The 26,592-nt window shown below is 33.9% G+C and carries 36 protein-coding genes; 34 read left to right on the top strand and 2 right to left on the bottom strand.

The window, feature by feature from the left end; genetic code table 11:
• The first annotated feature begins 13 nt into the window (after window positions 1-13).
• The 26 genes from rpsQ to L987_RS09145 all read left to right on the top strand — a co-directional run bounded on the left by rpsQ (window position 14) and on the right by L987_RS09145 (window position 14,915).
• A complete protein-coding gene (gene rpsQ, locus L987_RS09270) occupies window positions 14-277 on the top strand; it encodes a 30S ribosomal protein S17 (RefSeq protein ID WP_002482621.1) in 264 nt (87 codons plus the stop codon).
• A 31-nt stretch (window positions 278-308) separates the two neighbouring features.
• Window positions 309-677, top strand: coding sequence for a 50S ribosomal protein L14 (rplN, locus tag L987_RS09265; protein WP_002482622.1), 369 nt, complete (start codon window positions 309-311; stop codon window positions 675-677).
• A 41-nt stretch (window positions 678-718) separates the two neighbouring features.
• A complete protein-coding gene (gene rplX / locus L987_RS09260; protein WP_047504375.1) occupies window positions 719-1,036 on the top strand; it encodes a 50S ribosomal protein L24 in 318 nt (105 codons plus the stop codon).
• Between the two features lie 25 nt (window positions 1,037-1,061).
• On the top strand, window positions 1,062-1,601 hold the full coding sequence (rplE, locus tag L987_RS09255) for a 50S ribosomal protein L5 (RefSeq protein WP_002482624.1): 540 nt from the start codon (window positions 1,062-1,064) through the stop codon (window positions 1,599-1,601).
• A gap of 21 nt (window positions 1,602-1,622) precedes the next feature.
• Window positions 1,623-1,808, top strand: a complete 186-nt coding sequence (locus L987_RS09250; RefSeq protein ID WP_002482625.1) for a type Z 30S ribosomal protein S14 — start codon at window positions 1,623-1,625, stop codon at window positions 1,806-1,808.
• A gap of 31 nt (window positions 1,809-1,839) precedes the next feature.
• Window positions 1,840-2,238, top strand: coding sequence for a 30S ribosomal protein S8 (gene rpsH / locus L987_RS09245; RefSeq protein ID WP_002482626.1), 399 nt, complete (start codon window positions 1,840-1,842; stop codon window positions 2,236-2,238).
• A gap of 27 nt (window positions 2,239-2,265) precedes the next feature.
• Window positions 2,266-2,802, top strand: a complete 537-nt coding sequence (rplF, locus tag L987_RS09240; protein WP_002482627.1) for a 50S ribosomal protein L6 — start codon at window positions 2,266-2,268, stop codon at window positions 2,800-2,802.
• Between the two features lie 31 nt (window positions 2,803-2,833).
• Window positions 2,834-3,196 carry a 50S ribosomal protein L18 gene (rplR, locus tag L987_RS09235; RefSeq protein ID WP_011302601.1) on the top strand — a complete coding sequence of 121 codons (363 nt, stop codon included), beginning with the start codon at window positions 2,834-2,836 and terminating at the stop codon, window positions 3,194-3,196.
• Between the two features lie 20 nt (window positions 3,197-3,216).
• Entirely contained in the window at window positions 3,217-3,714 is a 498-nt protein-coding gene (gene rpsE / locus L987_RS09230) for a 30S ribosomal protein S5 (protein ID WP_011302602.1), read from the top strand.
• Between the two features lie 16 nt (window positions 3,715-3,730).
• Window positions 3,731-3,910: a 50S ribosomal protein L30 gene (gene rpmD / locus L987_RS09225; RefSeq protein ID WP_002482630.1), complete on the top strand. Its 180-nt coding sequence runs from the start codon at window positions 3,731-3,733 to the stop codon at window positions 3,908-3,910.
• 18 nt (window positions 3,911-3,928) lie between these two features.
• The gene (gene rplO, locus L987_RS09220; protein ID WP_002482631.1) at window positions 3,929-4,369 is read left to right on the top strand and encodes a 50S ribosomal protein L15; all 441 of its coding nucleotides are present in this window, start codon (window positions 3,929-3,931) and stop codon (window positions 4,367-4,369) included.
• Entirely contained in the window at window positions 4,369-5,661 is a 1,293-nt protein-coding gene (gene secY, locus L987_RS09215) for a preprotein translocase subunit SecY (protein ID WP_047504372.1), read from the top strand. The genes rplO and secY overlap by 1 nt, the downstream gene beginning before the upstream one ends.
• A gap of 17 nt (window positions 5,662-5,678) precedes the next feature.
• Window positions 5,679-6,329, top strand: coding sequence for an adenylate kinase (locus tag L987_RS09210; RefSeq protein ID WP_011302604.1), 651 nt, complete (start codon window positions 5,679-5,681; stop codon window positions 6,327-6,329).
• 171 nt (window positions 6,330-6,500) lie between these two features.
• Window positions 6,501-6,719 (top strand): translation initiation factor IF-1, encoded by a 219-nt coding sequence (gene infA, locus L987_RS09205; RefSeq protein ID WP_001118443.1) that lies wholly within the window; start codon window positions 6,501-6,503, stop codon window positions 6,717-6,719.
• Between the two features lie 31 nt (window positions 6,720-6,750).
• Window positions 6,751-6,864, top strand: coding sequence for a 50S ribosomal protein L36 (gene rpmJ / locus L987_RS09200; RefSeq protein WP_002482634.1), 114 nt, complete (start codon window positions 6,751-6,753; stop codon window positions 6,862-6,864).
• 21 nt (window positions 6,865-6,885) lie between these two features.
• Window positions 6,886-7,251, top strand: coding sequence for a 30S ribosomal protein S13 (gene rpsM, locus L987_RS09195; RefSeq protein WP_011302605.1), 366 nt, complete (start codon window positions 6,886-6,888; stop codon window positions 7,249-7,251).
• A 23-nt stretch (window positions 7,252-7,274) separates the two neighbouring features.
• Window positions 7,275-7,664, top strand: a complete 390-nt coding sequence (rpsK, locus tag L987_RS09190) for a 30S ribosomal protein S11 (protein WP_002482636.1) — start codon at window positions 7,275-7,277, stop codon at window positions 7,662-7,664.
• Window positions 7,665-7,739: 75 nt separating this feature from the next.
• Window positions 7,740-8,684, top strand: a complete 945-nt coding sequence (locus L987_RS09185; protein WP_011302606.1) for a DNA-directed RNA polymerase subunit alpha — start codon at window positions 7,740-7,742, stop codon at window positions 8,682-8,684.
• Window positions 8,685-8,702: 18 nt separating this feature from the next.
• A complete protein-coding gene (rplQ, locus tag L987_RS09180; protein WP_002482638.1) occupies window positions 8,703-9,071 on the top strand; it encodes a 50S ribosomal protein L17 in 369 nt (122 codons plus the stop codon).
• 433 nt (window positions 9,072-9,504) lie between these two features.
• The gene (locus tag L987_RS09175; RefSeq protein WP_011302607.1) at window positions 9,505-10,314 is read left to right on the top strand and encodes an energy-coupling factor transporter ATPase; all 810 of its coding nucleotides are present in this window, start codon (window positions 9,505-9,507) and stop codon (window positions 10,312-10,314) included.
• On the top strand, window positions 10,311-11,174 hold the full coding sequence (locus tag L987_RS09170; RefSeq protein ID WP_011302608.1) for an energy-coupling factor transporter ATPase: 864 nt from the start codon (window positions 10,311-10,313) through the stop codon (window positions 11,172-11,174). The genes L987_RS09175 and L987_RS09170 overlap by 4 nt, the downstream gene beginning before the upstream one ends.
• On the top strand, window positions 11,164-11,970 hold the full coding sequence (locus L987_RS09165) for an energy-coupling factor transporter transmembrane component T family protein (RefSeq protein ID WP_011302609.1): 807 nt from the start codon (window positions 11,164-11,166) through the stop codon (window positions 11,968-11,970). The genes L987_RS09170 and L987_RS09165 overlap by 11 nt, the downstream gene beginning before the upstream one ends.
• A gap of 6 nt (window positions 11,971-11,976) precedes the next feature.
• Window positions 11,977-12,780, top strand: a complete 804-nt coding sequence (truA, locus tag L987_RS09160) for a tRNA pseudouridine(38-40) synthase TruA (RefSeq protein ID WP_011302610.1) — start codon at window positions 11,977-11,979, stop codon at window positions 12,778-12,780.
• A gap of 204 nt (window positions 12,781-12,984) precedes the next feature.
• A complete protein-coding gene (gene rplM / locus L987_RS09155) occupies window positions 12,985-13,422 on the top strand; it encodes a 50S ribosomal protein L13 (protein WP_047504367.1) in 438 nt (145 codons plus the stop codon).
• Window positions 13,423-13,441: 19 nt separating this feature from the next.
• The gene (rpsI, locus tag L987_RS09150) at window positions 13,442-13,834 is read left to right on the top strand and encodes a 30S ribosomal protein S9 (protein ID WP_002482644.1); all 393 of its coding nucleotides are present in this window, start codon (window positions 13,442-13,444) and stop codon (window positions 13,832-13,834) included.
• A gap of 217 nt (window positions 13,835-14,051) precedes the next feature.
• Window positions 14,052-14,915 carry an alpha/beta hydrolase gene (locus tag L987_RS09145; RefSeq protein WP_011302612.1) on the top strand — a complete coding sequence of 288 codons (864 nt, stop codon included), beginning with the start codon at window positions 14,052-14,054 and terminating at the stop codon, window positions 14,913-14,915.
• A gap of 50 nt (window positions 14,916-14,965) precedes the next feature.
• Here the strand turns inward: L987_RS09145 and L987_RS09140 are convergent, their stop codons facing one another.
• Entirely contained in the window at window positions 14,966-15,958 is a 993-nt protein-coding gene (locus L987_RS09140; RefSeq protein ID WP_011302613.1) for an LLM class flavin-dependent oxidoreductase, read from the bottom strand.
• A 149-nt stretch (window positions 15,959-16,107) separates the two neighbouring features.
• On the opposite strand from L987_RS09140, the gene L987_RS09135 reads away from it, so the two are divergent.
• The 6 genes from L987_RS09135 to L987_RS09110 all read left to right on the top strand — a co-directional run bounded on the left by L987_RS09135 (window position 16,108) and on the right by L987_RS09110 (window position 21,501).
• Entirely contained in the window at window positions 16,108-17,115 is a 1,008-nt protein-coding gene (locus tag L987_RS09135) for an NADP-dependent oxidoreductase (RefSeq protein ID WP_011302614.1), read from the top strand.
• A 20-nt stretch (window positions 17,116-17,135) separates the two neighbouring features.
• A complete protein-coding gene (locus L987_RS09130; RefSeq protein ID WP_011302615.1) occupies window positions 17,136-18,143 on the top strand; it encodes a zinc-binding alcohol dehydrogenase family protein in 1,008 nt (335 codons plus the stop codon).
• 221 nt (window positions 18,144-18,364) lie between these two features.
• Window positions 18,365-19,939, top strand: a complete 1,575-nt coding sequence (locus L987_RS09125; RefSeq protein ID WP_047504363.1) for a BCCT family transporter — start codon at window positions 18,365-18,367, stop codon at window positions 19,937-19,939.
• Window positions 19,940-20,083: 144 nt separating this feature from the next.
• Window positions 20,084-20,620: an alkaline shock response membrane anchor protein AmaP gene (amaP, locus tag L987_RS09120; RefSeq protein ID WP_011302617.1), complete on the top strand. Its 537-nt coding sequence runs from the start codon at window positions 20,084-20,086 to the stop codon at window positions 20,618-20,620.
• A gap of 12 nt (window positions 20,621-20,632) precedes the next feature.
• On the top strand, window positions 20,633-20,872 hold the full coding sequence (locus tag L987_RS09115) for a DUF2273 domain-containing protein (protein ID WP_011302618.1): 240 nt from the start codon (window positions 20,633-20,635) through the stop codon (window positions 20,870-20,872).
• Between the two features lie 128 nt (window positions 20,873-21,000).
• Window positions 21,001-21,501, top strand: coding sequence for an Asp23/Gls24 family envelope stress response protein (locus L987_RS09110; RefSeq protein WP_011302619.1), 501 nt, complete (start codon window positions 21,001-21,003; stop codon window positions 21,499-21,501).
• A 103-nt stretch (window positions 21,502-21,604) separates the two neighbouring features.
• Here the strand turns inward: L987_RS09110 and L987_RS09105 are convergent, their stop codons facing one another.
• Window positions 21,605-23,560 carry an IucA/IucC family protein gene (locus L987_RS09105; protein WP_047504360.1) on the bottom strand — a complete coding sequence of 652 codons (1,956 nt, stop codon included), beginning with the start codon at window positions 23,558-23,560 and terminating at the stop codon, window positions 21,605-21,607.
• 102 nt (window positions 23,561-23,662) lie between these two features.
• Here L987_RS09105 and L987_RS09100 point away from each other — a divergent pair, with 102 nt between their 5' ends.
• Together L987_RS09100 and L987_RS09095 are read left to right on the top strand one after the other, a co-directional pair.
• Window positions 23,663-24,838, top strand: coding sequence for an MFS transporter (locus tag L987_RS09100; RefSeq protein ID WP_047504357.1), 1,176 nt, complete (start codon window positions 23,663-23,665; stop codon window positions 24,836-24,838).
• On the top strand, window positions 24,835-26,592 hold the full coding sequence (locus L987_RS09095; RefSeq protein ID WP_047504354.1) for an IucA/IucC family protein: 1,758 nt from the start codon (window positions 24,835-24,837) through the stop codon (window positions 26,590-26,592). The genes L987_RS09100 and L987_RS09095 overlap by 4 nt, the downstream gene beginning before the upstream one ends.

The raw sequence follows: 26,592 nt of genomic DNA, 5'->3' as shown, positions 1-26,592 counted from the left end.
GGAGGTTACTAAAGTGAGCGAAAGAAATGATCGTAAAGTTTATGTAGGTAGAGTCGTTTCCGATAAAATGGATAAAACGATAACTGTACTTGTTGAAACATACAAAACACACAAGTTATATGGTAAACGAGTAAAATACTCTAAAAAATACAAAACTCATGATGAAAACAACTCAGCTAAATTAGGGGACACAGTTAAGATACAAGAGACTCGTCCTTTATCAGCAACTAAACGTTTCCGTTTGGTAGAAATTGTTGAAGAATCAGTAATTATTTAATTAAATAGTGAAGATAAAGGAGGTTTAACTCATGATCCAACAAGAAACACGATTAAAAGTAGCAGATAACTCTGGTGCGCGTGAAGTTCTTACAATTAAAGTATTAGGTGGATCTGGTCGTAAAACAGCTAACATTGGTGACGTTATCGTTGTAAGTGTTAAAAATGCTACACCAGGTGGCGTTGTCAAAAAAGGTGAAGTAGTAAAAGCTGTTGTAGTTCGTACTAAATCAGGTGTACGCCGTAACGATGGTTCATATATCAAATTTGATGAAAATGCATGTGTCATCATTCGTGACGACAAAGGCCCACGTGGTACTCGTATTTTTGGACCTGTTGCTCGTGAATTACGTGAAGGCAACTTCATGAAAATTGTATCATTAGCTCCAGAAGTACTTTAATAAAACATTTGTAAATATATAAATTTAAGGAGGTGCCACACATGCATATCAAAAAAGGTGACAACGTAAAAGTTATCGCAGGTAAAGACAAAGGTAAAGAAGGTAAAGTTGTTTCAACTGAACCTAAAAAAGACCGTGTCGTTGTGGAAGGTGTCAATATAATTAAAAAGCACCAAAAACCAACTCAATTTAATCCTGAAGGTGGAATCTTAGAAACAGAGGCAGCAATCCATGTTTCTAATGTACAGTTATTAGACCCTAAAAAGAATGAACCAACACGCGTAGGTCATAAATTCGTAGATGGTAAAAAAGTTCGTATCGCTAAAAAATCTGGCGAAGAAATCAAATCTAATAATTAATAATTAATTGAAAGGAGGATCCACTGTGAACCGTTTAAAAGAAAAATTCAATTCTGAAGTTACTCAAAACTTAGTTAAGCAATTTGACTACAGTTCAGTAATGGAAGTTCCAAAAATAGAAAAAATCGTTGTAAATATGGGTGTCGGTGACGCTGTTCAAAATACTAAAGTATTAGATGATGCTGTAGAAGAATTACAAGCTATCACTGGTCAAAAACCATTAATTACAAAAGCTAAAAAATCAGTAGCAACATTCCGTTTACGTGAAGGTATGCCTATCGGTGCGAAAGTAACACTACGTGGTGAAAGAATGTATGACTTTTTAGATAAATTAATTGCTGTTTCACTTCCACGTGTACGTGACTTCCAAGGTGTATCTAAAACTGCATTCGATGGTAGAGGTAACTACACTTTAGGTGTTAAAGAACAATTAATTTTCCCAGAAATTGACTATGACCGAGTAAATAAAGTACGAGGAATGGATATCGTTATCGTAACGACTGCTAACACTGACGAGGAAGCTCGTGAATTGTTATCACAATTCGGTATGCCATTTCACAAATAATCTCTAAAGGAGGCTAATTAAGTGGCTAAAACTTCAATGGTTGCTAAGCAACAAAAAAAACAAAAGTTCCAAGTACGTGAGTATACTCGTTGTGAACGCTGTGGTCGTCCACATTCTGTATATCGTAAATTTAAATTATGCCGTATTTGTTTCCGTGAATTAGCTTATAAAGGCCAAATCCCTGGCGTTCGTAAAGCTAGCTGGTAATAGAAAATAGTCTGAAAGGAGGCAACAATCAATGACAATCAACGATCCAATTGCAGATATGCTAACTCGTGTAAGAAACGCAAACATGGTGCGTCACGATAAATTAGAATTACCTGCTTCAAACATTAAAAAAGAAATTGCTGAAATTTTAAAAAGTGAAGGTTTCATTAAAAACGTAGAATACGTTGAAGACGATAAACAAGGGGTTATCCGTTTATTCCTTAAATATGGTCAAAACAATGAACGTGTTATCACTGGTTTAAAACGTATTTCAAAACCTGGTTTACGTGTATATGCTAAAGCTAACGAAGTACCTAAAGTACTTAATGGTTTAGGTATTGCATTAGTTTCAACTTCTGAAGGTGTTGTAACTGATAAAGAAGCTAGAAAACGTAACATCGGTGGAGAAATCCTAGGTTACATTTGGTAATAATAAATAATAAGGAGGTGCGATAACATGAGTCGTGTTGGTAAAAAAATTATTGACATCCCTAGCGACGTAACAGTAAGTGTTGAAGGTAACACAATCACTGTTAAAGGTCCTAAAGGTGAATTATCAAGAACAATGAATGAAAGAATGACATATAAACAAGACGAAAGCACTTTAGAAGTTGTAAGACCAACTGATTCTAAAGATGATAGAACAGTACATGGTACAACTCGTGCTTTAATTAACAATATGATACAAGGTGTTAAAGAAGGATACCAAAAAACACTTGAACTTGTTGGTGTTGGTTACCGTGCTCAAATGCAAGGTAATGACTTAATTTTAAACGTTGGTTACTCTCACCCAGTTGAAATTAAAGCTGATGATGGTATTACTTTCGGTGTTGAGAAAAACACAACAGTAACTGTTGCTGGTATTTCTAAAGAACAAGTTGGAGCAATCGCTTCAAACATTCGTTCAGTAAGACCTCCAGAACCTTATAAAGGTAAAGGAATTCGTTACCAAGGTGAATACGTTCGCCGTAAAGAAGGTAAAACTGGTAAATAATAAATAACTTTCAGAAGAAAGGAGTATTAAGATGATCAGCAAAATTGATAAAAACAAAGTGCGTCTTAAAAGACATGCGCGTGTACGTAATAAATTAGCTGGCACAGCAGAAAAACCACGTTTGAACATCTATCGTTCAAATAAACACATCTATGCACAAGTCATTGATGATGTAAGTGGTAAAACATTAGCACAAGCTTCAACTCAAGAAAAAGATTTAGCAAATGAATCTGGATCAAAAGTTGAATTATCAGCTAAAGTTGGCGAAACTGTAGCTAAAAGAGCTAGCGAAAAAGGCGTGAAAACAATTGTATTTGACCGTGGAGGATATTTATACCATGGCCGTGTTAAAGCCTTAGCAGATGCAGCTCGTGAAAATGGTTTAGAATTTTAATTTAAAGGAGGGACATTTACATGGCTCGTAGAGAAGAAGCGAAAGAATTTGAAGAACGCGTTGTTACAATTAACCGTGTTGCGAAAGTTGTAAAAGGTGGTCGTCGTTTCCGTTTCACTGCATTAGTAGTAGTTGGAGATAAGAACGGTCGCGTTGGTTTCGGTACTGGTAAAGCACAAGAGGTACCTGAAGCAATCAAAAAAGCAGTTGAAGCAGCTAAAAAAGATTTAGTTGTAGTTCCACGTGTTGAAGGTACAACACCTCACACAATTACTGGACGTTTCAGTTCAGGCAGTGTATTTATGAAACCAGCTGCACCAGGTACTGGTGTAATCGCAGGTGGCCCTGTTCGTGCGGTATTAGAATTAGCGGGTATCACTGATATCTTAAGTAAATCTTTAGGTTCAAATACACCAATTAACATGGTTCGTGCTACAATCAATGGATTAAAAAACCTTAAAAATGCTGAAGATGTTGCGAAATTACGCGGCAAATCAGTAGAAGAATTATACAATTAAGGAGGGAAAATAAGTTATGGCTAAATTACAAATTACCCTCACTCGTAGTGTTATAGGTCGTCCAGAAACACAACGTAAAACTGTTGAAGCTTTAGGTTTGAAAAAAACAAACTCTTCAGTAGTTGTTGAAGATAACCCTGCTATTCGTGGGCAAATCAACAAAGTAAGTCACTTAGTGACAGTAGAAGAAAAATAATTTTAAGGAGGTGCCGATATGAAATTACATGAGTTAAAACCAGCAGAAGGTTCTCGTAAAGTTCGTAACCGCGTTGGACGTGGTGCAGCTACTGGTAACGGTAAAACTAGTGGTCGTGGACAAAAAGGACAAAAAGCGCGTTCAGGTGGTAGTGTAAGACCAGGCTTCGAAGGTGGACAATTACCATTATTCCGTCGCTTACCAAAACGAGGTTTTACTAACATCAACCGTAAAGAATATGCTATTGTTAACTTAGACCAACTTAATAAATTTGAAGATGGTACTGAAGTAACTCCTGCTTTATTAGTAGAATCTGGTGTAGTTAAGAGTGAAAAATCTGGTATTAAAATACTAGGTACTGGTTCTCTTGATAAAAAACTAACAGTTAAAGCTAGCAAGTTCTCTGCATCTGCAGCAGAAGCTATTGATGCAAAAGGCGGAGCACACGAGGTGATCTAATGTTTGTAACGCTTGTGAGCTTCTTTAAAACAAAAGAAGTTCGTAACAAGATCTTTTTTACTCTCGCAATGTTAGTTATTTTTAAAATAGGTACTTATATTCCAGCACCTGGTGTTAACCCAGCTGCTTTTGACAGTCAACAAGGTTCTCAAGGTGTCACTGACTTGTTAAATACATTTGGTGGCGGAGCCTTGAAGAACTTTTCTATCTTTGCCATGGGTATAATGCCTTATATTACTGCGTCAATCGTAATGCAGTTATTACAAATGGATATTGTTCCGAAGTTTTCAGAGTGGGCAAAACAAGGTGATGCAGGTAGAAAGAAACTTAATAACGTAACGCGTTATTTTGCTATTGTACTTGCTTTTATCCAATCTATTGGGATGGCTTTCCAATTTAATAATTATTTAAAAGGTCAATTGATCATGGATCAATCGATTCTTAGTTATTTATTAATCGCTGTTGTTTTAACAGCTGGAACAGCATTCTTAATATGGTTAGGTGAACAAATCACTCAATTCGGTGTTGGTAATGGTATTTCCATTATCATCTTCGCTGGTATTTTGTCTTCATTACCTTCATCACTAATCCAGTTTTATCAACAGGCCTTTGTTGGCCAAGATGATACTTCTATGGCTTGGTTGAAAGTAATTGGCTTAATTATTGGAATGATATTATTAACGGTTGGTGCAATATATGTACTACAAGCTATTCGTAAAATTCCAATTCAATATGCGAAGAAACAATCAGCACAACGATTAGGTTCACAAGCAACATATTTACCTTTGAAAGTTAACTCTGCAGGTGTTATCCCAGTTATCTTTGCAATGGCATTCTTCTTGTTACCAAGAACATTGACATTGTTTTTCCCTGACGCAAGTTGGGCGCAAAAGGTATCAGACGTGGCAAATCCATCGAATAACATTGGTATGATTGTGTACGTTGTACTCATCATAACATTTACTTACTTCTATGCATTTGTACAAGTTAATCCTGAAAAGATGGCAGATAACCTGAAGAAACAAGGAAGTTATGTTCCAGGTATTAGACCTGGCGAACAAACCAAAAAATATATTACTAGAGTTCTCTATCGTTTAACTTTTGTCGGATCAATATTCTTAGCTGTAATAGCGATTCTGCCAATTATTGCAACGAAAGTAATGAGCTTACCACAGTCTATTCAGGTTGGTGGTACGAGCTTACTAATTGTAATTGGTGTAGCGATTGAAACAATGAAAAGTCTAGAAGCTCAAGTGAGCCAAAAAGATTATAGAGGCTTTGGTGGTAGATAAATTGTAGGAGGGCATTTATGAATATCATTTTAATGGGTTTACCTGGTGCAGGTAAAGGAACTCAAGCGAGTGAAATTGTTAAGAAATTCCCAATTCCACACATATCTACTGGTGACATGTTCAGAAAAGCGATTAAAGATGAAACGGATTTAGGTAAAGAAGCTAAATCGTACATGGATCGTGGAGAATTAGTCCCTGATGAAGTTACTGTGGGTATCGTTAAAGATAGAATATCTGAAGACGATGCGAAAAAAGGATTCTTACTTGACGGCTTTCCTCGTACTATTGAACAAGCTGAAGCATTAAGTAATATCATGAAAGAATTAGATAGAGAAATTGATGCTGTTATCAATATAGAGGTACCTGAAGAAGAATTAATGAACCGCCTCACTGGTCGTAGAATCTGTGAGAAATGCGGAACAACTTATCATCTTGTATTCAATCCTCCAAAAGTTGATGGTATTTGTGATCTTGACGGTGGTAAATTATATCAACGTGAAGATGACAACCCAGAAACAGTTGCTAATCGTTTAAACGTCAATGTAAAACAATCTAAACCTATCTTAGAATTCTATGATAATAAAAATGTTTTGAAAAACATTGATGGTTCTAGAGATATTAAAGTCGTTACAAACGACGTCATTGATATCTTAGAAGATTTAAAATAAGATCAACTTTGTACGGTCTATGTAATGTCAAAGGTATAATTAAATAAGAGTGACAATGCGATTACGTAATTCATTATATTTGTTAAACTGATTAACAACACTTATAGACACGTATGGTTAGAGTTGATTTTTGACGATAACCGACTATTTCATAAAGGGGGAAGTTAATTAATGGCTAAACAGGATGTAATTGAATTAGAAGGTACTGTATTAGATACTTTACCAAATGCAATGTTTAAAGTAGAATTAGAAAATGGTCATGAAATTTTAGCTCACGTAAGTGGTAAAATTAGAATGAATTATATTCGTATTCTACCTGGCGACAAAGTAACAGTAGAAATGTCTCCGTATGATTTAACACGCGGAAGAATTACGTATCGTTATAAATAATCGTCACTCCATAATATAGGGAGGTTTAAAAATGAAAGTAAGACCATCAGTAAAACCAATTTGCGAAAAATGTAAAGTCATTAAACGTAAAGGTAAAGTAATGGTAATTTGTAGCAACCCAAAACATAAACAAAGACAAGGTTAATAAAGAGAGGTGTAAATAATTATGGCACGTATTGCAGGAGTAGATATTCCACGTGAAAAACGTATTGTTATTTCATTAACTTATGTGTATGGTATCGGTACTACTACAGCTAACAAAATTGCTGAAGAAGCTAACGTATCACCAGAAACACGCGTTAAAGATTTAACTGATGATGAATTAGGTCGTATCCGTGAAATTGTTGACAACTATAAAGTAGAAGGTGACTTACGTCGTGAGCAAAACTTAAACATTAAACGTTTAATGGAAATCTCATCATACCGTGGTATCCGTCACCGTCGTGGATTACCAGTTCGCGGACAAAAAACAAAAAACAATGCTCGTACTCGTAAAGGCCCAGTTAAAACTGTAGCTAACAAGAAAAAATAATAGGTAAAGGAGGCAAAATTTAAATGGCACGTAAACAAGTATCTCGTAAACGTAGAGTGAAAAAGAATATTGAAAATGGTGTGGCACACATCCGTTCAACATTCAATAATACAATCGTAACTATTACTGATGAATTTGGTAATGCGTTATCATGGTCATCAGCAGGTGCATTAGGATTTAAAGGTTCAAAAAAATCAACTCCATTTGCAGCTCAAATGGCATCAGAAACTGCTTCAAAAACAGCTATGGAACATGGTTTAAAATCTGTTGAAGTTACTGTAAAAGGTCCAGGTCCTGGTCGTGAATCAGCTATCCGTGCGTTACAATCAGCTGGATTAGAAGTAACTGCAATCCGTGACGTTACTCCAGTACCACATAATGGTTGTCGTCCGCCAAAACGTCGTCGCGTATAATTTTATTGTTATTGTCGCAGGTCACTGAGAAATACAGTAAAAATCAATCGACGTAAACAAGGAGGATATTTGTAAATGATTGAAATCGAAAAACCTAGAATTGAAACAATTGAAATTAGTGAAGATGCTAAATTCGGTAAGTTCGTTGTTGAACCACTAGAACGTGGCTACGGTACTACACTAGGAAACTCCTTACGTCGTATCCTACTATCTTCATTACCAGGTGCAGCCGTTAAGTACATTGAGATCGAAGGCGTATTACACGAATTCTCAGCAATAGACAATGTCGTTGAAGATGTATCTACAATTATTATGAACATCAAAAAACTAGCATTGAAAATCTATTCTGAAGAAGATAAAACTTTAGAAATTGATGTTAAAGATGAAGGCGATGTAACTGCAAGTGACATTACTCATGATAGTGATGTTGAAATTTTAAATCCTGAGATTAAAATTGCAACAGTTTCAAAAGGTGGACATTTAAAAATCCGTCTAGTTGCTAACAAGGGTAGAGGTTACGCATTAGCAGAACAAAACAAAACTAGTGATTTACCAATTGGTGTAATTCCAGTCGACTCACTTTATTCTCCAGTTGAACGTGTTAACTACACTGTAGAAAACACACGTGTGGGTCAAAGTAGTGATTTTGATAAATTGACATTGGATGTTTGGACAAATGGTTCAATCACACCACAAGAGTCAGTTTCATTAGCTGCAAAAATCTTAACTGAACACTTGAATATCTTCGTTGGATTAACTGATGAAGCACAAAATGCTGAAATCATGATTGAAAAAGAAGAGGATCAAAAAGAAAAAGTACTTGAAATGTCTATTGAAGAATTAGACTTATCAGTACGTTCATACAATTGCTTAAAACGTGCAGGTATCAACTCTGTTCAAGAATTAGCTGATAAATCTGAAGCAGATATGATGAAAGTACGTAATTTAGGTCGTAAATCTTTAGAAGAAGTTAAGTATAAACTTGAAGACCTAGGTTTAGGTTTAAGAAAAGAAGATTAATATAAAGGAGGTTAACTCATGGGTTACAGAAAATTAGGTCGTACTTCTGATCAACGTAAAGCGATGTTACGTGACTTAGCTACTTCACTTATCGTTAGTGAACGTGTTGAAACTACAGAAGCGCGTGCAAAAGAATTACGTAGTGTTGTTGAAAAATTAATCACTTTAGGTAAAAAAGGCGATTTAGCTTCACGTCGTCAAGCAGCTAAAACTTTACGTAATGTTGAAATCTTAAACGAAGATGAAACAGTACAAACTGCATTACAAAAATTATTCGGTGAAGTTGCTGAACGTTATACAGAACGTCAAGGCGGTTACACTCGTATTCTTAAAGTAGGTCCTCGTCGCGGCGATGGTGCTGAATCAGTAATTATTGAATTAGTTTAATTTAAATACATGTACTACTATATATAAAGCAAATGAGTGCAACGATAATGTTTGCCACATACAAATATTGTCTAGCTCAGAGTACCCCATCAAAACTAAATAAAACTTTAAAGCGTGAACTCAAAAATTATGATGGGGTGCGCGCTTTTTTATATTATTAGACCCCCTTAATTCCAAAGGAATTTAGGGGGTCTTATGCAATTGCGGAGCAATAGTAATCGACTGAACCATAATTCCAAAGTAATTTAGGGAATCTTATGCAATTGCGAGCAATAGTAAACATTAATTATTGCAACTTAAACACGTTTTTAAATTAGAATACGGATTGATTTTGTCACAATGATTAACTATCTAAACTTTCTTTAGATTACCTTTTCATGTAAAATAGATAAGGTATATAAAAAGCGTTATGATTAATTGGGAGGCTAGAGATATGGATACGCATGACAATATTATTACATTTAACCATGTTAGATTTAAATATAATAGTGATGAGCCACTTGCGTTAAATGATGTATCTTTTGGCATTCCAAAAGGGAAATGGACTTCAATTGTTGGTCATAATGGTTCTGGTAAATCTACGATTGCAAAATTAATGGTCGGTATTGAAAAACCTAGTGATGGGCATATTTATTTTCGTAATCAATGTATTAACCAACAAAATTTGAGTGATTTGAGACAGCATATAGGCATTGTCTTTCAAAATCCAGAAAATCAGTTTGTGGGTTCTACAGTAGCGTTCGATGTCGCTTTTGGACTTGAAAATAATAGCGTCTCATATGACGATATGCAACGTATAGTGCCCAAAGCGTTGGAAGACGTTGAAATGTTAGATAGAGCAGATTATGAGCCACAGTCACTCTCTGGTGGTCAAAAACAACGGGTTGCAATTGCTGGTGTTCTTGCACTAAATACAGATGTAATTATATTGGATGAGGCAACGTCTATGTTAGATCCTGCAGGAAGAAAAGAACTTATTAGTTTAATCCATCGCTTGAAAGAAGAAAAAGAGGTTACAATCATTTCTATTACACATGACTTAACTGAAGCTGCAGAAGCAGATTATTTAGTTGTCTTAAATGATGGTGAAGTATATCAAACAGGTAAGCCGCATGATGTATTTAATGATGGAGACGGTTTGACGGAAATTGGGTTAGATTTACCTTTTTCTATTCGCATGGCACGTACTTTGTTGGGGAGCACGGATTTTATAACTTATGAAGGGCTGGTAAAAAAAATATGACAGTCAAATTTAGTCAAGTAAGTTATGTATATCAAAAGGGTACCCCATTTGAACATGTAGCTTTAAGGGATATTGAAACTACATTTCAACAAGGGAAATATTACGCAGTCATAGGTCAAACTGGTTCTGGTAAATCGACATTAATCCAGCATTTTAATGGTTTACTTAAACCTTCTACCGGTAAATTGCAAATCGATGATATAACCATTACCCATAAAACTAAGGATAAAGTATTGAAACAAATTCGTAAGCGTATCGGTGTTGTGTTCCAATTTCCTGAATCACAACTCTTTGAAGATTCAGTAGAAAGAGAAATATTGTTTGGTCCAAAAAACTTTAATATGCCTATAGATGAAGTGAAAGCACGTGCATATAAGCTATTAATCGATTTTGGTTTTAGTAGAGATATATTGCAGCAATCACCTTTTCAGATGTCTGGTGGTCAGATGCGAAAAATTGCTATAACATCTATATTGGCTATGGATCCAGATATCGTTATATTAGATGAACCTACGGCTGGACTTGATCCAAAAAGTAGAGATCAAATAATGAAAATGATTAAAAAACTGCAAGTAGAACAAAATAAAACAATCATACTTGTGACACACGAAATGAATGATGTTGCAAAATATGTGGATGAAATAAAAATAATGAAACAAGGTCAACTCGTCGAAGAATGCTCACCTAGAAAGTTGTTTAGTGATACGAATTATGTTAATCAATTGCATTTAGATGTTCCAGATGTTGTAAAATTGCAAAGAGATATTGAGGATAAATATCAATATTATTTCAATAAAATAGCATTAACAGAAGATGAATTTATTGATATGTATAAGGAGTGGCAAGAAGATGAAAGATAAGTTTATAATTGGACGCTATCTTCCTTTAAATACAATTATCCATCATTTGGATCCTAGAGCTAAATTAATATTTGTATTTTTATTTATTGTGTTAATATTTTTTGCACACTCATTTGGAACATATTTATGGTTATTTATTTTGATAATTAGCATTATGAAATTAGCACATATAAAATTTTGGTTCTTAATTAAGGGATTAACACCAATATGGATATTTTTAATATTTACCTTTCTTATGCATTTATTTCTAACTAAAGGTGGTTCACGCATATTTGAAATAGGATTTATTTCTATAGATATACAGGGTATTCTAGAAGGTATCTATATTGTACTTAGACTGATGTTTATTATCATGATATCAACGATTATGACCTTAAGTACAAGTCCGATAGATTTGACTGATGCGTTCGAACGATTATTATCACCGCTTAAAATTGTTAAAATACCAGTACATCAATTGAGTATGATGATGTCCATTGCACTTAGATTTATACCAACATTAATGAATGAATTAGATAAAATTATTTTAGCGCAAAAATCACGTGGTTCAGAAATAAGTTCAGGTGGACTTATTAACAGAATCAAAGCATTTATACCCTTACTTATCCCATTATTTATTTCAGCTTTCCAAAGAGCAGAAGATTTAGCTATAGCCATGGAAGTAAGAGGGTACGATACTCAAAAAATACGTACCAGCTATCGCAGATTAGAGTGGCAGTTTAAGGATACAATTACATTAATTTTGATTATACCCATTGCCATTATATTATTTGGTTTAAAATATTTAGGAGTGTAATAACAGATGCGAGTCTTAGTTAATATTTCATACCAAGGGAGCCAGTTTCTTGGTTTCCAAATTCAGCAACACGGAAGAACCATTCAACAGCAATTTGAAAAGATATTAAAACGCATGCATAAGCATGAGGTAAGAATACATCCAAGTAGTAGAACCGACAGAGGCGTACATGCGATTGAACAGTATTTTCATTTTGATACAGAATTAAATATTCCAGAACAGCAATGGCAATATGCAATGAACCGTGCGCTACCAGATGATATTTATGTCAATGATGTTTCTTTTGTTAATGATGATTTTCATTGTAGATATGATTGCGTTGGAAAATCTTATCGTTATAAGATTTATCAATCAGCCCATAAAGATCCATTTCTTTGTGGATTAAAAACTTATGTGCCTGAACAGTTAGATATTGAAAAGATGAATATGGCAGCGCAACATTTTATAGGCACACATGATTTCACAGGCTTTTGTTCTCAGAAGACTGAGGTTGAAAGTAAGATAAGAACATTATATGAAAGTCGCATAGAAAAGACAGAAAGTGGCTTTGACTATATTGTCACAGGCTCTGGATTCCTATATAATATGGTACGTGTGTTAATTGCATTTTTAATAGAAGTGGGTAAAGGCAAGAGAGAACCACAAGAGGTCCCACAGTTATTAGAAGCAAGAGATCGTAATCAAGTTCCCTTTACCGCACCGGCTGAAGGATTGTACTTAGAGAAGATTTATTTAACACCCAATGAATTAATTCAAGACTTTGGTAATAATATAAAAATACATCAAAAAAAATCATCACAAAATCTTTAAATTAGATTGACAAAACGACAGAAAAATTATACGATTACTAACGGTATTGTTTTATATCACCCACGATAAGCCCCGGAATCTTATTGTGTAACACGATATAGAAGCACGTAGAAACAAACAATTAATAAAATAAATGAAATCTAAGTTTTAAAAAGTATAAACTATTAAACGAGAAACATTTATTCATTCTAGGAGGACAATTATATGCGTCAAACATTTATGGCTAATGAATCAAACATTGAGCGCAAATGGTATGTTATTGATGCTGAAGGTAAAACACTTGGTCGTTTATCATCAGAAGTAGCAGCTATTTTACGCGGTAAAAATAAAGTAACTTATACACCACACGTTGATACAGGTGATTACGTAATCGTCATCAACGCTTCAAAAATCCATTTCACTGGTAATAAAGAGCGCGATAAAATGTACTATCGTCACTCTAACCACCCAGGTGGAATTAAATCAATTTCAGCTGGTGAGTTAAAAGCGAATAACCCAGAACGTTTACTTGAAAATTCAATTAAAGGAATGCTACCAAGCACTCGTTTAGGTGAAAAACAAGGTAAAAAATTATTTGTATATGGTGGCGCTGAACATCCACACGCTGCACAACAACCAGAAAACTACGAGTTACGTGGTTAATTAAAAGGAGGAAATTACATTGGCACAAGTTGAATATAGAGGCACAGGCCGTCGTAAAAACTCAGTAGCACGTGTACGTTTAGTACCAGGCGAAGGTAATATTACTGTAAACGGTCGCGATGTACGTAGCTATTTACCATTCGAATCATTAATTTTAGACATTAACCAAGCATTCGATGTAACAGAAACTAAAGGTAACTATGATGTATTAGTTAACGTTCAAGGTGGAGGATTTACTGGACAAGCTCAAGCAATCCGTCACGGAATTTCTCGTGCATTATTAGAAGCTGATCCTGAATACAGAGGTTCTTTAAAACGCGCTGGATTACTTACTCGTGACCCACGTATGAAAGAACGTAAAAAACCAGGTCTTAAAAAAGCTCGTCGTTCACCACAATTCTCAAAACGTTAATATTACCGAAACTGTTGCGAATCTATTGTTCGCTTACAGATTTGGTACACGAGTTGCAACAGCAATTTGTGTTCAAATTAATCATCGTTTTAAAGCTCCAGCATAAGCTGGAGCTTTTTTTATTTATTATAGATATCACAATGACTACTAAATGATGCTTATTTGAGTCATTTAATCTATAATAGTAGTACACAATTTTTTAATTTGGAGTACGAATATGAAAAAGAGAACAGCGATATATACAACTATCGTAATGATGATTATTTTATTTGTCATCATTACAATTTCAATTTTTAAATTTAACGACAATAGAAAAATTAGTCATAACGATCGTAGTCATATACCCACGTTTTATTTACATGGTTATGCAGGTACAGGAAACTCAATGAAGTTATTAGTGAACGCTGCTCACCAATCAGATAATGAAAAAGATGTTGTTAGGGCAAGGGTATCTCGAAATGGAATGGTGACATTTGAAGGGGATTTAAATTTTAATGCGAAAAATCCAATCATTGACATTATTTTAGAAGATAATACAAATAAAGATTTAAACAAAAATGCACAGTGGATTCGAAATGTCATCATTGCGACCATGACACAGTATCATTTTAATAAATTTAATTTTGTAGCACACTCCATGGGTAATCAATCTTTCAGTTATTATATGTTGAATTATGGTGATGATCTGCATTTACCAAAACTAAATAAACAAGTTAGTTTAGCAGGAAATTTTAACGGCGAAGTAGACATCAATGGTTTAGATTTAAATATAACATTGAACAATCAAGGAAAACCTAATTTAATGTTAAAAGATTATAAAGATATATTACCAATGAAGCATGAATATCCTAAAGATGCTCATGTGTTAAATATTTATGGTGATATTGGCAATGGCACACATTCAGATGGACGTGTAACAAATGTATCTTCAAAATCGTTGGAATATTTACTAGGAGATCACATAGCAAGTTATGAAACCTTTAAAGTGACGGGCCCTCAAGCAGAGCATAGTGAATTACATGATAATCAAACTGTCATAGATAAAATCAACACATTTTTATGGGGAAATGAAAAGCATTAACAAAATAAGCCAGTGTCTACCCAATCATCATGTTGGTAGCACTGGCTTATTTAAGCATTAGCTTTAGATAATAAATTTAATAATGATTTACGATTTTCTTCACCAAATACGTGTGGTTGAATCATGATTTCGTCAATATCAAAATCTGTCATCATTAATTTTAATTTTGAGATGACTTCATCTGGAGAACCTACGATAACTCTATTTTGATGTTGTTCTATTTTTTCTAATTCGCGGGACGAATATTTTCGTTGTGCTGCATAAGAGGTCGACGGATAAAATTTAGGTTGATCCAAGTAGTTAATTCGCAGTAACCATAGATGAAAAGCATGTGCTAATGACTCACGCTGACTTGCGTCGGTAGCTGTTATGACGAAAGAAGACATAATTACATATGACTGTTTTGCTGGGTGATATTGTTTGAACAACCAACGATAATGATTAATCACTGATTGTATTTGATTTTTATTTTGCCCCATGTTGGCAATGACAAAAGAGAGCCCTTGTTTAGCCGCAAGTGTAGCGCTTGTTTTACTTGTACCTAAGATGAACATATCCGGTTTGGTTTCTATTATCGGTGTGGCACGTAAATCCTTATAACGGTGGTTACTATCTGTGTCATCATTAAAATAATGTATTAAATCTTTAATTTGCGTTAAGTAGTCAGGTTGCTCTGATTTAAATTCATTTAGTGCTTGATTGACATTTTTATAACTTGGAGAATGACCAGTACCTATGTTTACACGGTTAGGATGGCGTGCTTCCATAACTTTAAATATTTCAGCGACTTTATAGGCACTATAGTGAGGCAACATGATACCGCCACTGCCAATTTTAATCGATGTCGTATTTTCTAATAAAGACATCATTAGCATTTCAGGTGCGCTAGAAGCAACAGACAATACTTGGTGATGTTCTGCAATCCAATAACGTTGATAACCTAATTGTTCGGATAATTGTGCTAAAGCTACAGCGTGATTGATTGCGTCTGTTGCACTACGTCCTTCAAATATTGGAACATAATCTAATATACTTAGTTTCACAATAGATTTCCCCAATCTTCAATATTAAGTTTAATTTGTATAATATAGCCAAATCATAACATGAGCGGATAAGGTTAAATAAGCGATTTGATTGATAGAACAAAACTATCTCTATAGAATATAAGAAAAGAGTGAATGGAGGCAATATAATGAAAACAGAAAGAATCGTATTAGCCAAAAGACCAGAAGGTATTCCTTCTAATGATGTATTCAAGTATGAAACAGTTGAAGTTGGTATGCCAGATAGTGAAGAAATACAAATTGAGACGCTCTATATTTCAGTAGATCCATACATGAGAGGTCGAATGGATGATAGTAAATCATATATTACACCATTCCAATTAAATGAACCAATGAATGGTCACATCGTTGGTAAAGTAACTGAATCCAATGCGGATGGGTTCAATAAAGGTGACATTGTTACAGGTACTTTCCCTTGGCAAAAAGTTGTGAATGTAAAAGCAAAGCATGCCATTAAGGTTACGCAAACGAATATCCCTTTATATTTATATCTAAGTGTACTAGGTATGACGGGACAAACGGCATATCATGGTTTATTAAAAATTGGACAACCCCAAGAAGGAGAAACGGTTGTAGTATCAGCCGCTTCAGGTGCGGTAGGTTCAGTAGTGGGTCAGATAGCTAAATTAAAAGGCGCACACGTAGTGGGGATTGCTGGTGGCAAAGAAAAAACGAACTACTTAACTGACTCTTTAGGATTTGATGAGGCTGTTGACTATAAAGCAGATAACTTTTCAGAAGCACTGTCCAAAGCAGTACCTAATGGTGTAGATGTTTACTTTGAAAATGTTGGCGGTACTGTCGGAGATGAAGTAATGAAACACTTAAATCAATTTGCACGTATACCTGTGTGCGGTGCTATTTCAGGTTACAATAATACAGAAATAGAATATGGCCCACGTATTCAGCCAATTATTATTAAATCACAGGCCTTAATGCAAGGCTTTATCGTGGCAAATTATGCCGATGATTTTGCTAATGCAAGTAAAGAACTTGCGCAATGGGTACAAGAAGATAAGATTAAAACAAAAACTTCAGTAATGGAAGGATTCGACAATGTACCAGAAGCCTTTAGAAACTTATTTACAGGTGATAACTTTGGTAAACAAGTCGTTCAAGTTTCGGATAATAACTAATTATTAAGGAGATGCATGTTATGAAAGCGATTGGTGCAGATAAAAATTTTAATTTAGATGAAGGTAATTTATTTTACGAGTTTGATACTGAAACGCCACAACCAAAGCAATATGAATTACTGGTTCGTGTTAAAACAATCAGTGTGAATCCGGTAGATACAAAAATAAGAAAAACACCAGTAGAGCATGCACCACGCATATTGGGCTATGATGGTGTAGGTATTGTTGAGGCGGTAGGACCAGATGTAAGCCATTTTAATGTTGGTGATGAGGTATATTATTCTGGATCTCCAAAATATCAAGGGTCTAACCAAGTTTTGCAATTAGTAGATGAACGATTAGTAGCTAAAAAACCAAAGAATATATCAAATGTGGAAGCGGCAAGCTTGCCTTTAACAGGACTTACAGCATATGAAACATTATTTGATGCTTTTAAAATTTCATTTAATCCAGAAGAAAACAAAGGTAAATCTATCTTAATTATTAATGGTGCAGGCGGTGTAGGAAGTATCGCTACGCAAATTGCAAAGCATTACGGTTTAAATGTTATTACAACAGCATCACGTGAAGAAACAATTAATTGGTCCAAAGATATGGGTGCAGACATTGTGCTTAACCATAAAAATGATTTAGCTGAAGAATTCAAGAAATATGAAATAAGTGAAGTAGATTATATCTTCTGTACATTTGATACGGATATGTACTATGAAAAGATGATTGAATTAGTAAAACCTAGAGGCACGATAGTTACGATTGTAGCCTTTAACAATAAGCAAGATTTAAACTTACTCAAACCTAAAAGTATTACATTCACACATGAATTCATGTCAGCCCGTCCAATTCATGAAACAGAAGATATGCAAATACATCGTGATTATTTAACAGATATAACTGAAAAAATCGAAGCGGGTATTTATAAACCAACTGTTACAGAAGTGATTGAAGGTTTAACTGTCGATCATTTATACGAGGCGCATGTTAAACTTGAAAACCAAGGAATGATAGGCAAACTGGTTATTAAACTATAAGTGTAAACAAAGTCATTTTATTTAAACATGCAATATAAACGTATTATAAACATCTTTTAAATTAGGCCACTTAGCAATGGTTAATTTAAAAGATGTTTTTTTAATTTTGAAGCGTGATTATTAATATTTAATTATCTGTAACACTGTTCGCTGTATACGAATATATTCAAAAAGATAGGGTATGTATCATACATAAAGTATAGGGAGTGTGTAAATTTGATATGCGTCTAAATAAATTAACAGTGGTATTTTGGGTAGCATTACTAATCTGTACGCTATTTGTGGTGTATGGTGCAGTTTTACCTAAGCAACTTGAAATGGTTACGCAAAATATTACGAATTTTATTGCAGTCAATTTTGGCTGGTATTATTTATTACTTGTATTATTTATTTTGATTGTTTGTGTTTATTTATTATTTTCAAGGTATTCATCTATTACTTTAGGGGAAGAAGGAGAAGATCCTGAATTCTCTTTAAAATCATGGTTTGCCATGTTATTTAGTGCGGGTATGGGTATCGGTTTAGTATTTTGGACAACTGCAGAACCTATTAGCCATGCATTCACTTTAACACCGTTACATAAGGCAGGTACACAAACCGCCATAAATGAAGCTATGCAATTCTCATTTTTCCATTGGGGCGTTCATGCTTGGGCTGTATATGGCATAGTTGGACTTGTATTTGCTTATTTTAATTTTCATAAAGGTTATCCAGGTTTAGTAAGTGCTACACTAACACCTATTTTAGGAACTAAAATGATGAGAGGACCTATAGGTGGTTCGATAGATGTCTTAGCTATCATTGCCACAGTTACAGGTGTAGCAGCAACATTGGGATTTGGTGCTTTACAAATCAATGAAGGCTTGCATTTCTTATTCGATATTCCGTCGAATTTTGTAACACAAGTCATTATTATTGTGATAGCAACCGTATTATTCACATGGTCAGCGTGGTCTGGTATTGATAAAGGGATCAAAAATCTAAGTAATATAAATATGATTTTAGCTTTTATTGTATTACTTGTTCTATTTTGTGTCGGACCAACATTGAATATTTTAAATACGTTTACCAATTCATTGGGAGACTATATTGCGAATTTCTTTAATATGAGTTTACGTATCCCACAAGCAGGCGGAGAAAAATTCCAATGGCTACAACAATGGACGATATTCTATTGGGCATGGTGGATTTCATGGGCACCATTTGTAGGTATATTTATTGCACGTGTTTCTAGAGGTAGAACGATTAAAGAATTTATACTGGGGGTACTATTTGTACCAGCAGTTGTTTGTTTCTTATTTTTTGCAGTCTTTGGTGCGTCTGCCATCTATTTACAACAAAATGGAATTGCCAATATTGCAAAAGAAGCAACCGAAACAGCGACATTTGCGACGTTAGAACATTTTCCATTAGGGTTTGTACTCAGTATAGTGACATTAGTCATTATTATGATTTTCTTTGTAACTTCAGCTGACTCAGCTACGTATGTTTTAGGTATGCTTAGTTCGAAGGGCAGTATCAATCCTTCAGGTTTTGTTAAAGTAAGTTGGGGCATTATTTTAGCATTATTCGCTATGATTATGATCTATACTGGCGGCACGCAATCTATTCAGAACTTATTAATCATCGCAGCCTTGCCATTCTCGATTGTTATTATATTTATGATTTGGTCACTTTTTAAATCATTATCTATTGAAAACCCAAGGCCTAGTAATAAATTAATGATTTCAGATGATAAGCTTTTACAATATCGTAAAGCAAATCAGGAAGATAAATTTGAACAAAATAGTAAATAAGCAAAATTTAATAGTGAGTCCCAATTTGTTTTGCCAAAATTGTTAAAAATAAAATTCAATAAAAATGTTTCTAAGAATTTTTTTAAGGGTATTTATTCTGTATGACAAGTACATATTATCAAAGCATAGGAGGTGTCATACGAGGTGAAACGACTTAAGAATTTTATCCTTGGCCTTTTAATCGTAGTAATTGTTGGCTTTTTACTCTTTATGTATATTAAAGATTCCAGAATAACTCAGTATCAAGATTATTTTACTCAGTTTAACTGGTTTGAACCAACACTTATTGGATTAGCCGCATTACTTATTATTATTGGTCTCATTTTAGTATTCAGCTTGTTTAAACCTACGTATAGAAAACCTGGACTTTATAAAGATTTTGAAGATGGTCATATTTATGTGTCTAGAAAAGCGGTTGAAAAATCAGCTTACGATACACTTACACAATATGATCAAATACGTCAACCAAACGTCATTGCTAAACTTTATAACAAGAAGAAGAAATCTCACATTGCTTTAAAAGCAGATTTCTTTGTTCCTGGCGATGTTCAGGTTAAATCTTTAACAGAAGAAATTAGAAATGACATCAAGCAAAATGTTGAGCATTTTACAGAACTACCTGTTTCTAAATTAGAGGTTAACGTTAGAGATCAAAAAACTTCAGGCAAACGTGTGTTGTAAGGGAGGGTTATCATGGCTAACAATAATAACCAAAATGGACAAGATTCTACACAAGAAGTGGTTGATTTTTTCAAAACTTTTAAATGGAGAATTATCGGCTTCTTGGCATTCTTAATCATTGCGATTTTATTCCTAACTTTAGGTTTTTGGAGTACAATTTTAATTTTAGTATTATGTTTGATTGGAATAGGAATCGGGTATACTAAAGACCGTAAGCAAGACTTTTTAAATTTTCTTAATCGATGGAGTTAATCGATTAAAATGATGTAACAAAGTAGTAGTGATTATTAAGTATTTATAAAATAAATTTTATTTAACAAAGTAGTAGTGATTATTAAGTATTTATAAAATAAATTTTATTTAACAAAGGAGAATGTATTATGGCAGTAGATAACAACAAAGCTAAACAAGCTTATGACAACCAAACAGGTGTAAATGAGAAAGAACAAGAACAAAGACAAGAGCAACAAAATCAACAACCTGAGTTCACTAATAAATTATCATTTTCTGATGAAGTAATTGAAAAAATTGCTGGTATTGCAGCACGTGAAGTTAGTGGTATTTTAGAAATGAAAGGCGGATTTGTCGACAACATTTCTAGCTCATTCGGTAGCAACAACAATGTATCACAAGGCGTTAGTGTTGAAGTTGGTGAAAAACAAGCTGCTGTTGACTTAAAAGTTGTTTTAGAATATGGCGAATCAGCTCCAAAAATCTTCCGTAAAGTAACTGACTTAGTTAAAGAACAAGTTAAATATATTACTGGTCTTGACGTAGTTGAAGTTAACATGCGCGTTGAAGATGTAATGACTAAAAAAGAATGGTCTCAAAAAAATGAAAAAAGCCAAAGCTCAAACAATGAGGACAAAGGTTTACAATAATTAATTGAGAATCTAATAAAAGTACCGATAAAGCCTAGGCTTTATCGGTACTTTTTTCGTATTTAAAATTAATATAAACGCATTCATTCAATCTATTTTTACTTTAATCTAGCGGACGGTAAAGTGGGTTATCGACTTTGATGTACGTATAATAGTCTGCTTCATCTTCTAATCTCATTGTCGTTACACATTTATAATCAATTTTCGAAGCAAATAAAATGGATTCAATTGATTTGATTCTAGTCGTATTATCCATAGTTTGTGAGATTACTTGAAGTTTTTCATGAAGCATATTGCTAATCATAGACCAAATTGAAGTCTCCAAGTCTTTACTTTCACTAGCCTGAGCTATGGATACGATGAGTTCACCGAGATGATTTTGGATACTTGAATAGAAGACTTTGTTAAATACGGTTTGAGATTGATCAGTTAATATTAATGACTTTTCATGAAATGTATCGGTAGAATAACCCATGCTATTTAGATAGTACTCATCAATACGTAATCCCTCAAAATCCCTAATATAGAGCTTATCTATAGAACCATCATGTTTAAATGTCGCAATTGAATTTTGTAAGTGAGCTTCTAAAGCGATGCCATATTTTACATATAACGGTAATGCTAAATCTATTAATGCTTGAGCATACGATTGCATCCATTGGATACTCGCCTCATCATAACTCTCGAATTGATGTGCTTTTTTGTATTTTTTAATTAATGTCCATATAGGTGTTTCACTATTATTGATATAGTTAGCAACAAGACTTGATGGAATCATCGGTATGGTATTGCTTTGAATAGATTTATAAATGTTTTCACGAAATAGTGTACCTAATTGTTCACTTTTAATGGTTTGTATCGATTCGGCGTCTTGCGGATTATAAAAATGTATACCTGCGAGCTCATCAATCGTATCTGCCTTAATATTTTTAAAGAGACTATCTGTGCTTTTAATATTATTTAATATTCTTGTAACTTGTGGCCCATTAATTGTTGTCTGTTCAGATAAAGTACGAATTTCACCAGTAATGTGAACATTAGTGGATAACTTGATATGTGGTAATGTTTCTGGTAATTCAGGCATCAGCGTTCTAAATGATAAACCTGCAAAATAATCTAATTCGTAGTCAACAGGGATAATGAGTCCTTTTTCAAGTTCTTGAATATAATCTTGTTTTAAAATTTCATCATATTGCCATGGATGTACAGCCATCGCGTAGTAATTATCAACTTTGTCATTACCGAGTATTTTAACTGCTGAATCATGTAAACCATCAAAGCAATTGTAGACTAAGTCATTATAATTATTATTTAAAGCATGTGTTTTAGCGATATTTTTATGAATTAATATAAATTGCAATTTGATGTTATTTGCAAATTCAGAAGAATAAGCAATTGCAGTTTCAGGTGTCATACCTTTACGTAATTTGGCACCTGGATGTAATGGATGACCTTCGACAACTGCTTGCTCAGACCTTAAATACGGATCGGCCGATGCGTAAATGAGTTCACACAATGGTTCGCTATCATCAGTCAGTGTATACGCCTGATAACTTAATGCTATGGCCATATTAGCTACGCTATTATCCATATCTTCTTTGAACTGCATACTTGCCTCATTATCTAAGTGAGGTGCTTCTAATAAAATACACGATAATATTTCACTTGGATGTAATATACGATGATATTCATTATTTTGTTCAAAATAAAATGGCCCTGTCACATTAATTCTGTCGAAGGCATGTTGTCCTAAAATAGGTGCATATAACTTTCTTTGTGCATGTGGGAATGAAATTGTTAATACTTTCGTATGTGGTGTGGCTATTGTGAAAGATAACTGTTTAGTATCAATGATTTCACTGTAATCTCGGCAATTAACTAAATTCTCCCGATGCATTGAAGTTATCAATCTTTGTGAAATTTTATCTCGACTTTCTATTAATATAGAATTAAATGCCTCTGCCCAAGTAGGGTTTACAGATTGTATATAAGACAGCGCATATTGTTCATCATTAGTAAGTTTATTAATTAAATTGTTGTCGTTTATTTTGGAATTCATAATGCACCTCTAAAAAAATTATTTTACAAACGTATAAGATATTTGTATAATCCATATTATCGATAATGATAATTATTATCAATTAAAAACAGGAGGAATTACATGGCAAAGTATTTTTTTCCAAGTTCATTCTTACTGTTTTTAGGGAACTGGATTGGACAAATTACGCTGAATTGGTATGTATTTACTTTATATCATAACGCAATTTATCTCGGATTAATTAATTTTTTCCGACTCGTACCCATTTTGCTCATAAGTGTATGGGCGGGCAGTTTGGCAGATAAATATGAAAAAGGTAATCTTTTAAAAATAACTGTATCAGCGTCTTGCATATTAACTACTATACTATGTATTTTAACATTTCAACATGCAAAACTACCTATTGTTGTATTTTTAATTTATGCGCTTGGGCGGGGAATAATGAGCGCTATAGAAACACCAGTACGTCAAGCAGTGCTACCAGATTTAACTCAAAGATTAACGACGACTCAGGCTGTTGCTTATCACTCATTTATTATTAATATTTGTAGATCGATTGGACCCGCCATCGCAGGTTTTATCATGGCTACTTACAATGCAGAAATAAGTTTTGGCGTTCAAGCGTTTTGCTATCTTGTATCACTCATACTTTGTTTGCCATTGAACTTTAGTGAGCATATAATAGCTAAGGAAAATACAGATGTAAGCATAAAATATGTGATGACATATTTTAAAGAAAATTTAGAAGGATCTAGAATCTTTGTGACGTCATTATTGATTATGGCAACTGGATTTACCTATACAACGTTATTACCAGTATTAACGGATAAAACATTTCCCAACCAAGTGACTATTTTGGGGAGTGCTATGACGTGTTGTGCGATAGGTGGTATTATTGCAACCATGATTTTACCTAATATTTTAGAGAAAGTATCAATGGTGAAAATGTATTACGTGAGTTCGATTTTATTCGGAGTATCACTGCTTTGTACAATTAGCAGTCAAATTTGGTTGTTATTTACATCTATATTCTTTATAGGTCTTTTTAGCCAATGGGCACGCACTACAAATAGAATTTACTTCCAACATAGAGTGAAAGCAGAACATAGAGGTAAAATACTCAGCGTCGTAATGATGGACAGAGGGATGATTCCTTTAGGCGCAATGGTCATGAGTTTCTTGGCAGAATTTATCGGGATTATTGAAACTTTCGTCATCATGGGTATAAGTACATTTATCATCGCATTCGTATTTAGTGTGATTAGTAGACAAAGAAAAAATGGAGGCAGTATTGTATGATGCATCAAACGTGGCAGTTAGCAGATAGAAATGTACAATATCGTATTTTTAATGCAATTATTAAAGAACAAATTTTTCCTGAAAACATGTTTTTTAACGAGTATGAGCATTTTGTTGAATTGCAAATTCATGGCCAAGTGTTGAAATTACAAAAATCTAGAAAAAGTGCTATGGAAAGATATGAATTTTATGGTGCTATCTCCTATATCAAAGGTAAAGTAGAGACTGAGATTGCTTCATTAGAACAACTTTTAACTGTACTGGATACTCATTTTGATATTCCAATTAGTCAAAGATTAACTGAAGAATTGCTATCCAGTAGAGAAGGGTTCGCATTAACGTATGAACACTTTAATCATAGACAATCGCTAATTCATGCAACACTTAAATTTTCAAAAATGCCTGAAACAATTAATTTCTTTTCATGGCTTCAACATATGGCAGATACTGAACAAATTAATGACTTAAGTTATTCAGAAAGTCTTGTCATCGAAGGTCATCCAACACACCCTTTATCAAAGACGAAGTTACCTTTATCAGAAGCAGAGATTAAACAATATGCACCAGAATTTGAAAAAATAATTGGTTTGCCAATCATGCTTATACATAAACAACATTGTGTCATAACATCTATGGAAAACGATACGGACTTCATTTTAGATGAGATTGTTCCTGAATATCGTTATAAATTAAAAGCCTTCTTGGATGTTCACGACTTGGAATTAAATGATTATAGTTTAATGTTTGTACACCCTTGGCAGTATGAAAAGGTTATTCCGCATCAATTTGCAGAATGGATTGAATCTAAGTATTTATTACCAACACCTTTTGAAGTTGAAGCAAAAGCAACACTATCATTTAGAACGATGCAATTAATAGGGAAACCTTACCATATCAAGTTACCAGTTGATGTACAAGCCACAAGTGCAGTACGTACAGTGTCTAGTGTGACAACGGTAGATGGGCCTAAACTCAGTTATGAATTACAGGATATGCTAGATATATATCCTCAACTGCATGTTTCTATGGAGCCGTTTGGTATTCATGCTAAGACGGAGCCTGATATTGCACGTCATTTGGCTTGTATTGTCAGACATCAACCCTATTTGGCTGATAATGGTACAACTATAGTGACAGCGAGTTTAGTCAATAGAAATCCAGTTGATAACCAAATAACAGTAGATAGTTATTTGAATTGGATTAATGATGAAATTACAGAGGATACGATTAAGAAATTTCTCAGTGTTTATACCAAAACATTGATTGATCCTTTAGTAGCCTATATACAAGATTATGGTATTGCGTTAGAAGCACATATGCAAAATACAATTGTTAATTTAGGTCCTAATTATCAAATGCAATTTATTATTAGAGATTTAGGTGGTTCAAGAATTGATTTATCAACATTACAACAAAAATTGCCCAATATCACGCTTACAAATAAAAGTTTAATAGCAGAAAATATAGAATCAGTCATTGCTAAATTTCAACATGCTGTAATTCAAAATCAAATTGCGGAACTGATTCATCATTTTTCTCAATATGATGGGGTTGAAGAAACACAGCTATTTGAGATTGTAAGTGAAATTGTAGAACAAGCAATTGATCCCCATAAACCACATGCCCAAAAATTAAGAAATGTGCTATTTGGGCCGACAATTACTGTTAAAGCTTTATTAAGAATGAGAATGGAAAGCAAAGTGAAACAATATGTAACAATAGATTTGAGGAATCCGATATATAAAGAGGTGTAA

Origin of the sequence: Staphylococcus sp. ZWU0021 (assembly GCF_000798895.1) — a bacterium.
Classification (GTDB): Bacteria; Bacillota; Bacilli; order Staphylococcales; family Staphylococcaceae; genus Staphylococcus; species Staphylococcus saprophyticus.
This window is presented reverse-complemented; position numbering and strand designations above follow the sequence as displayed.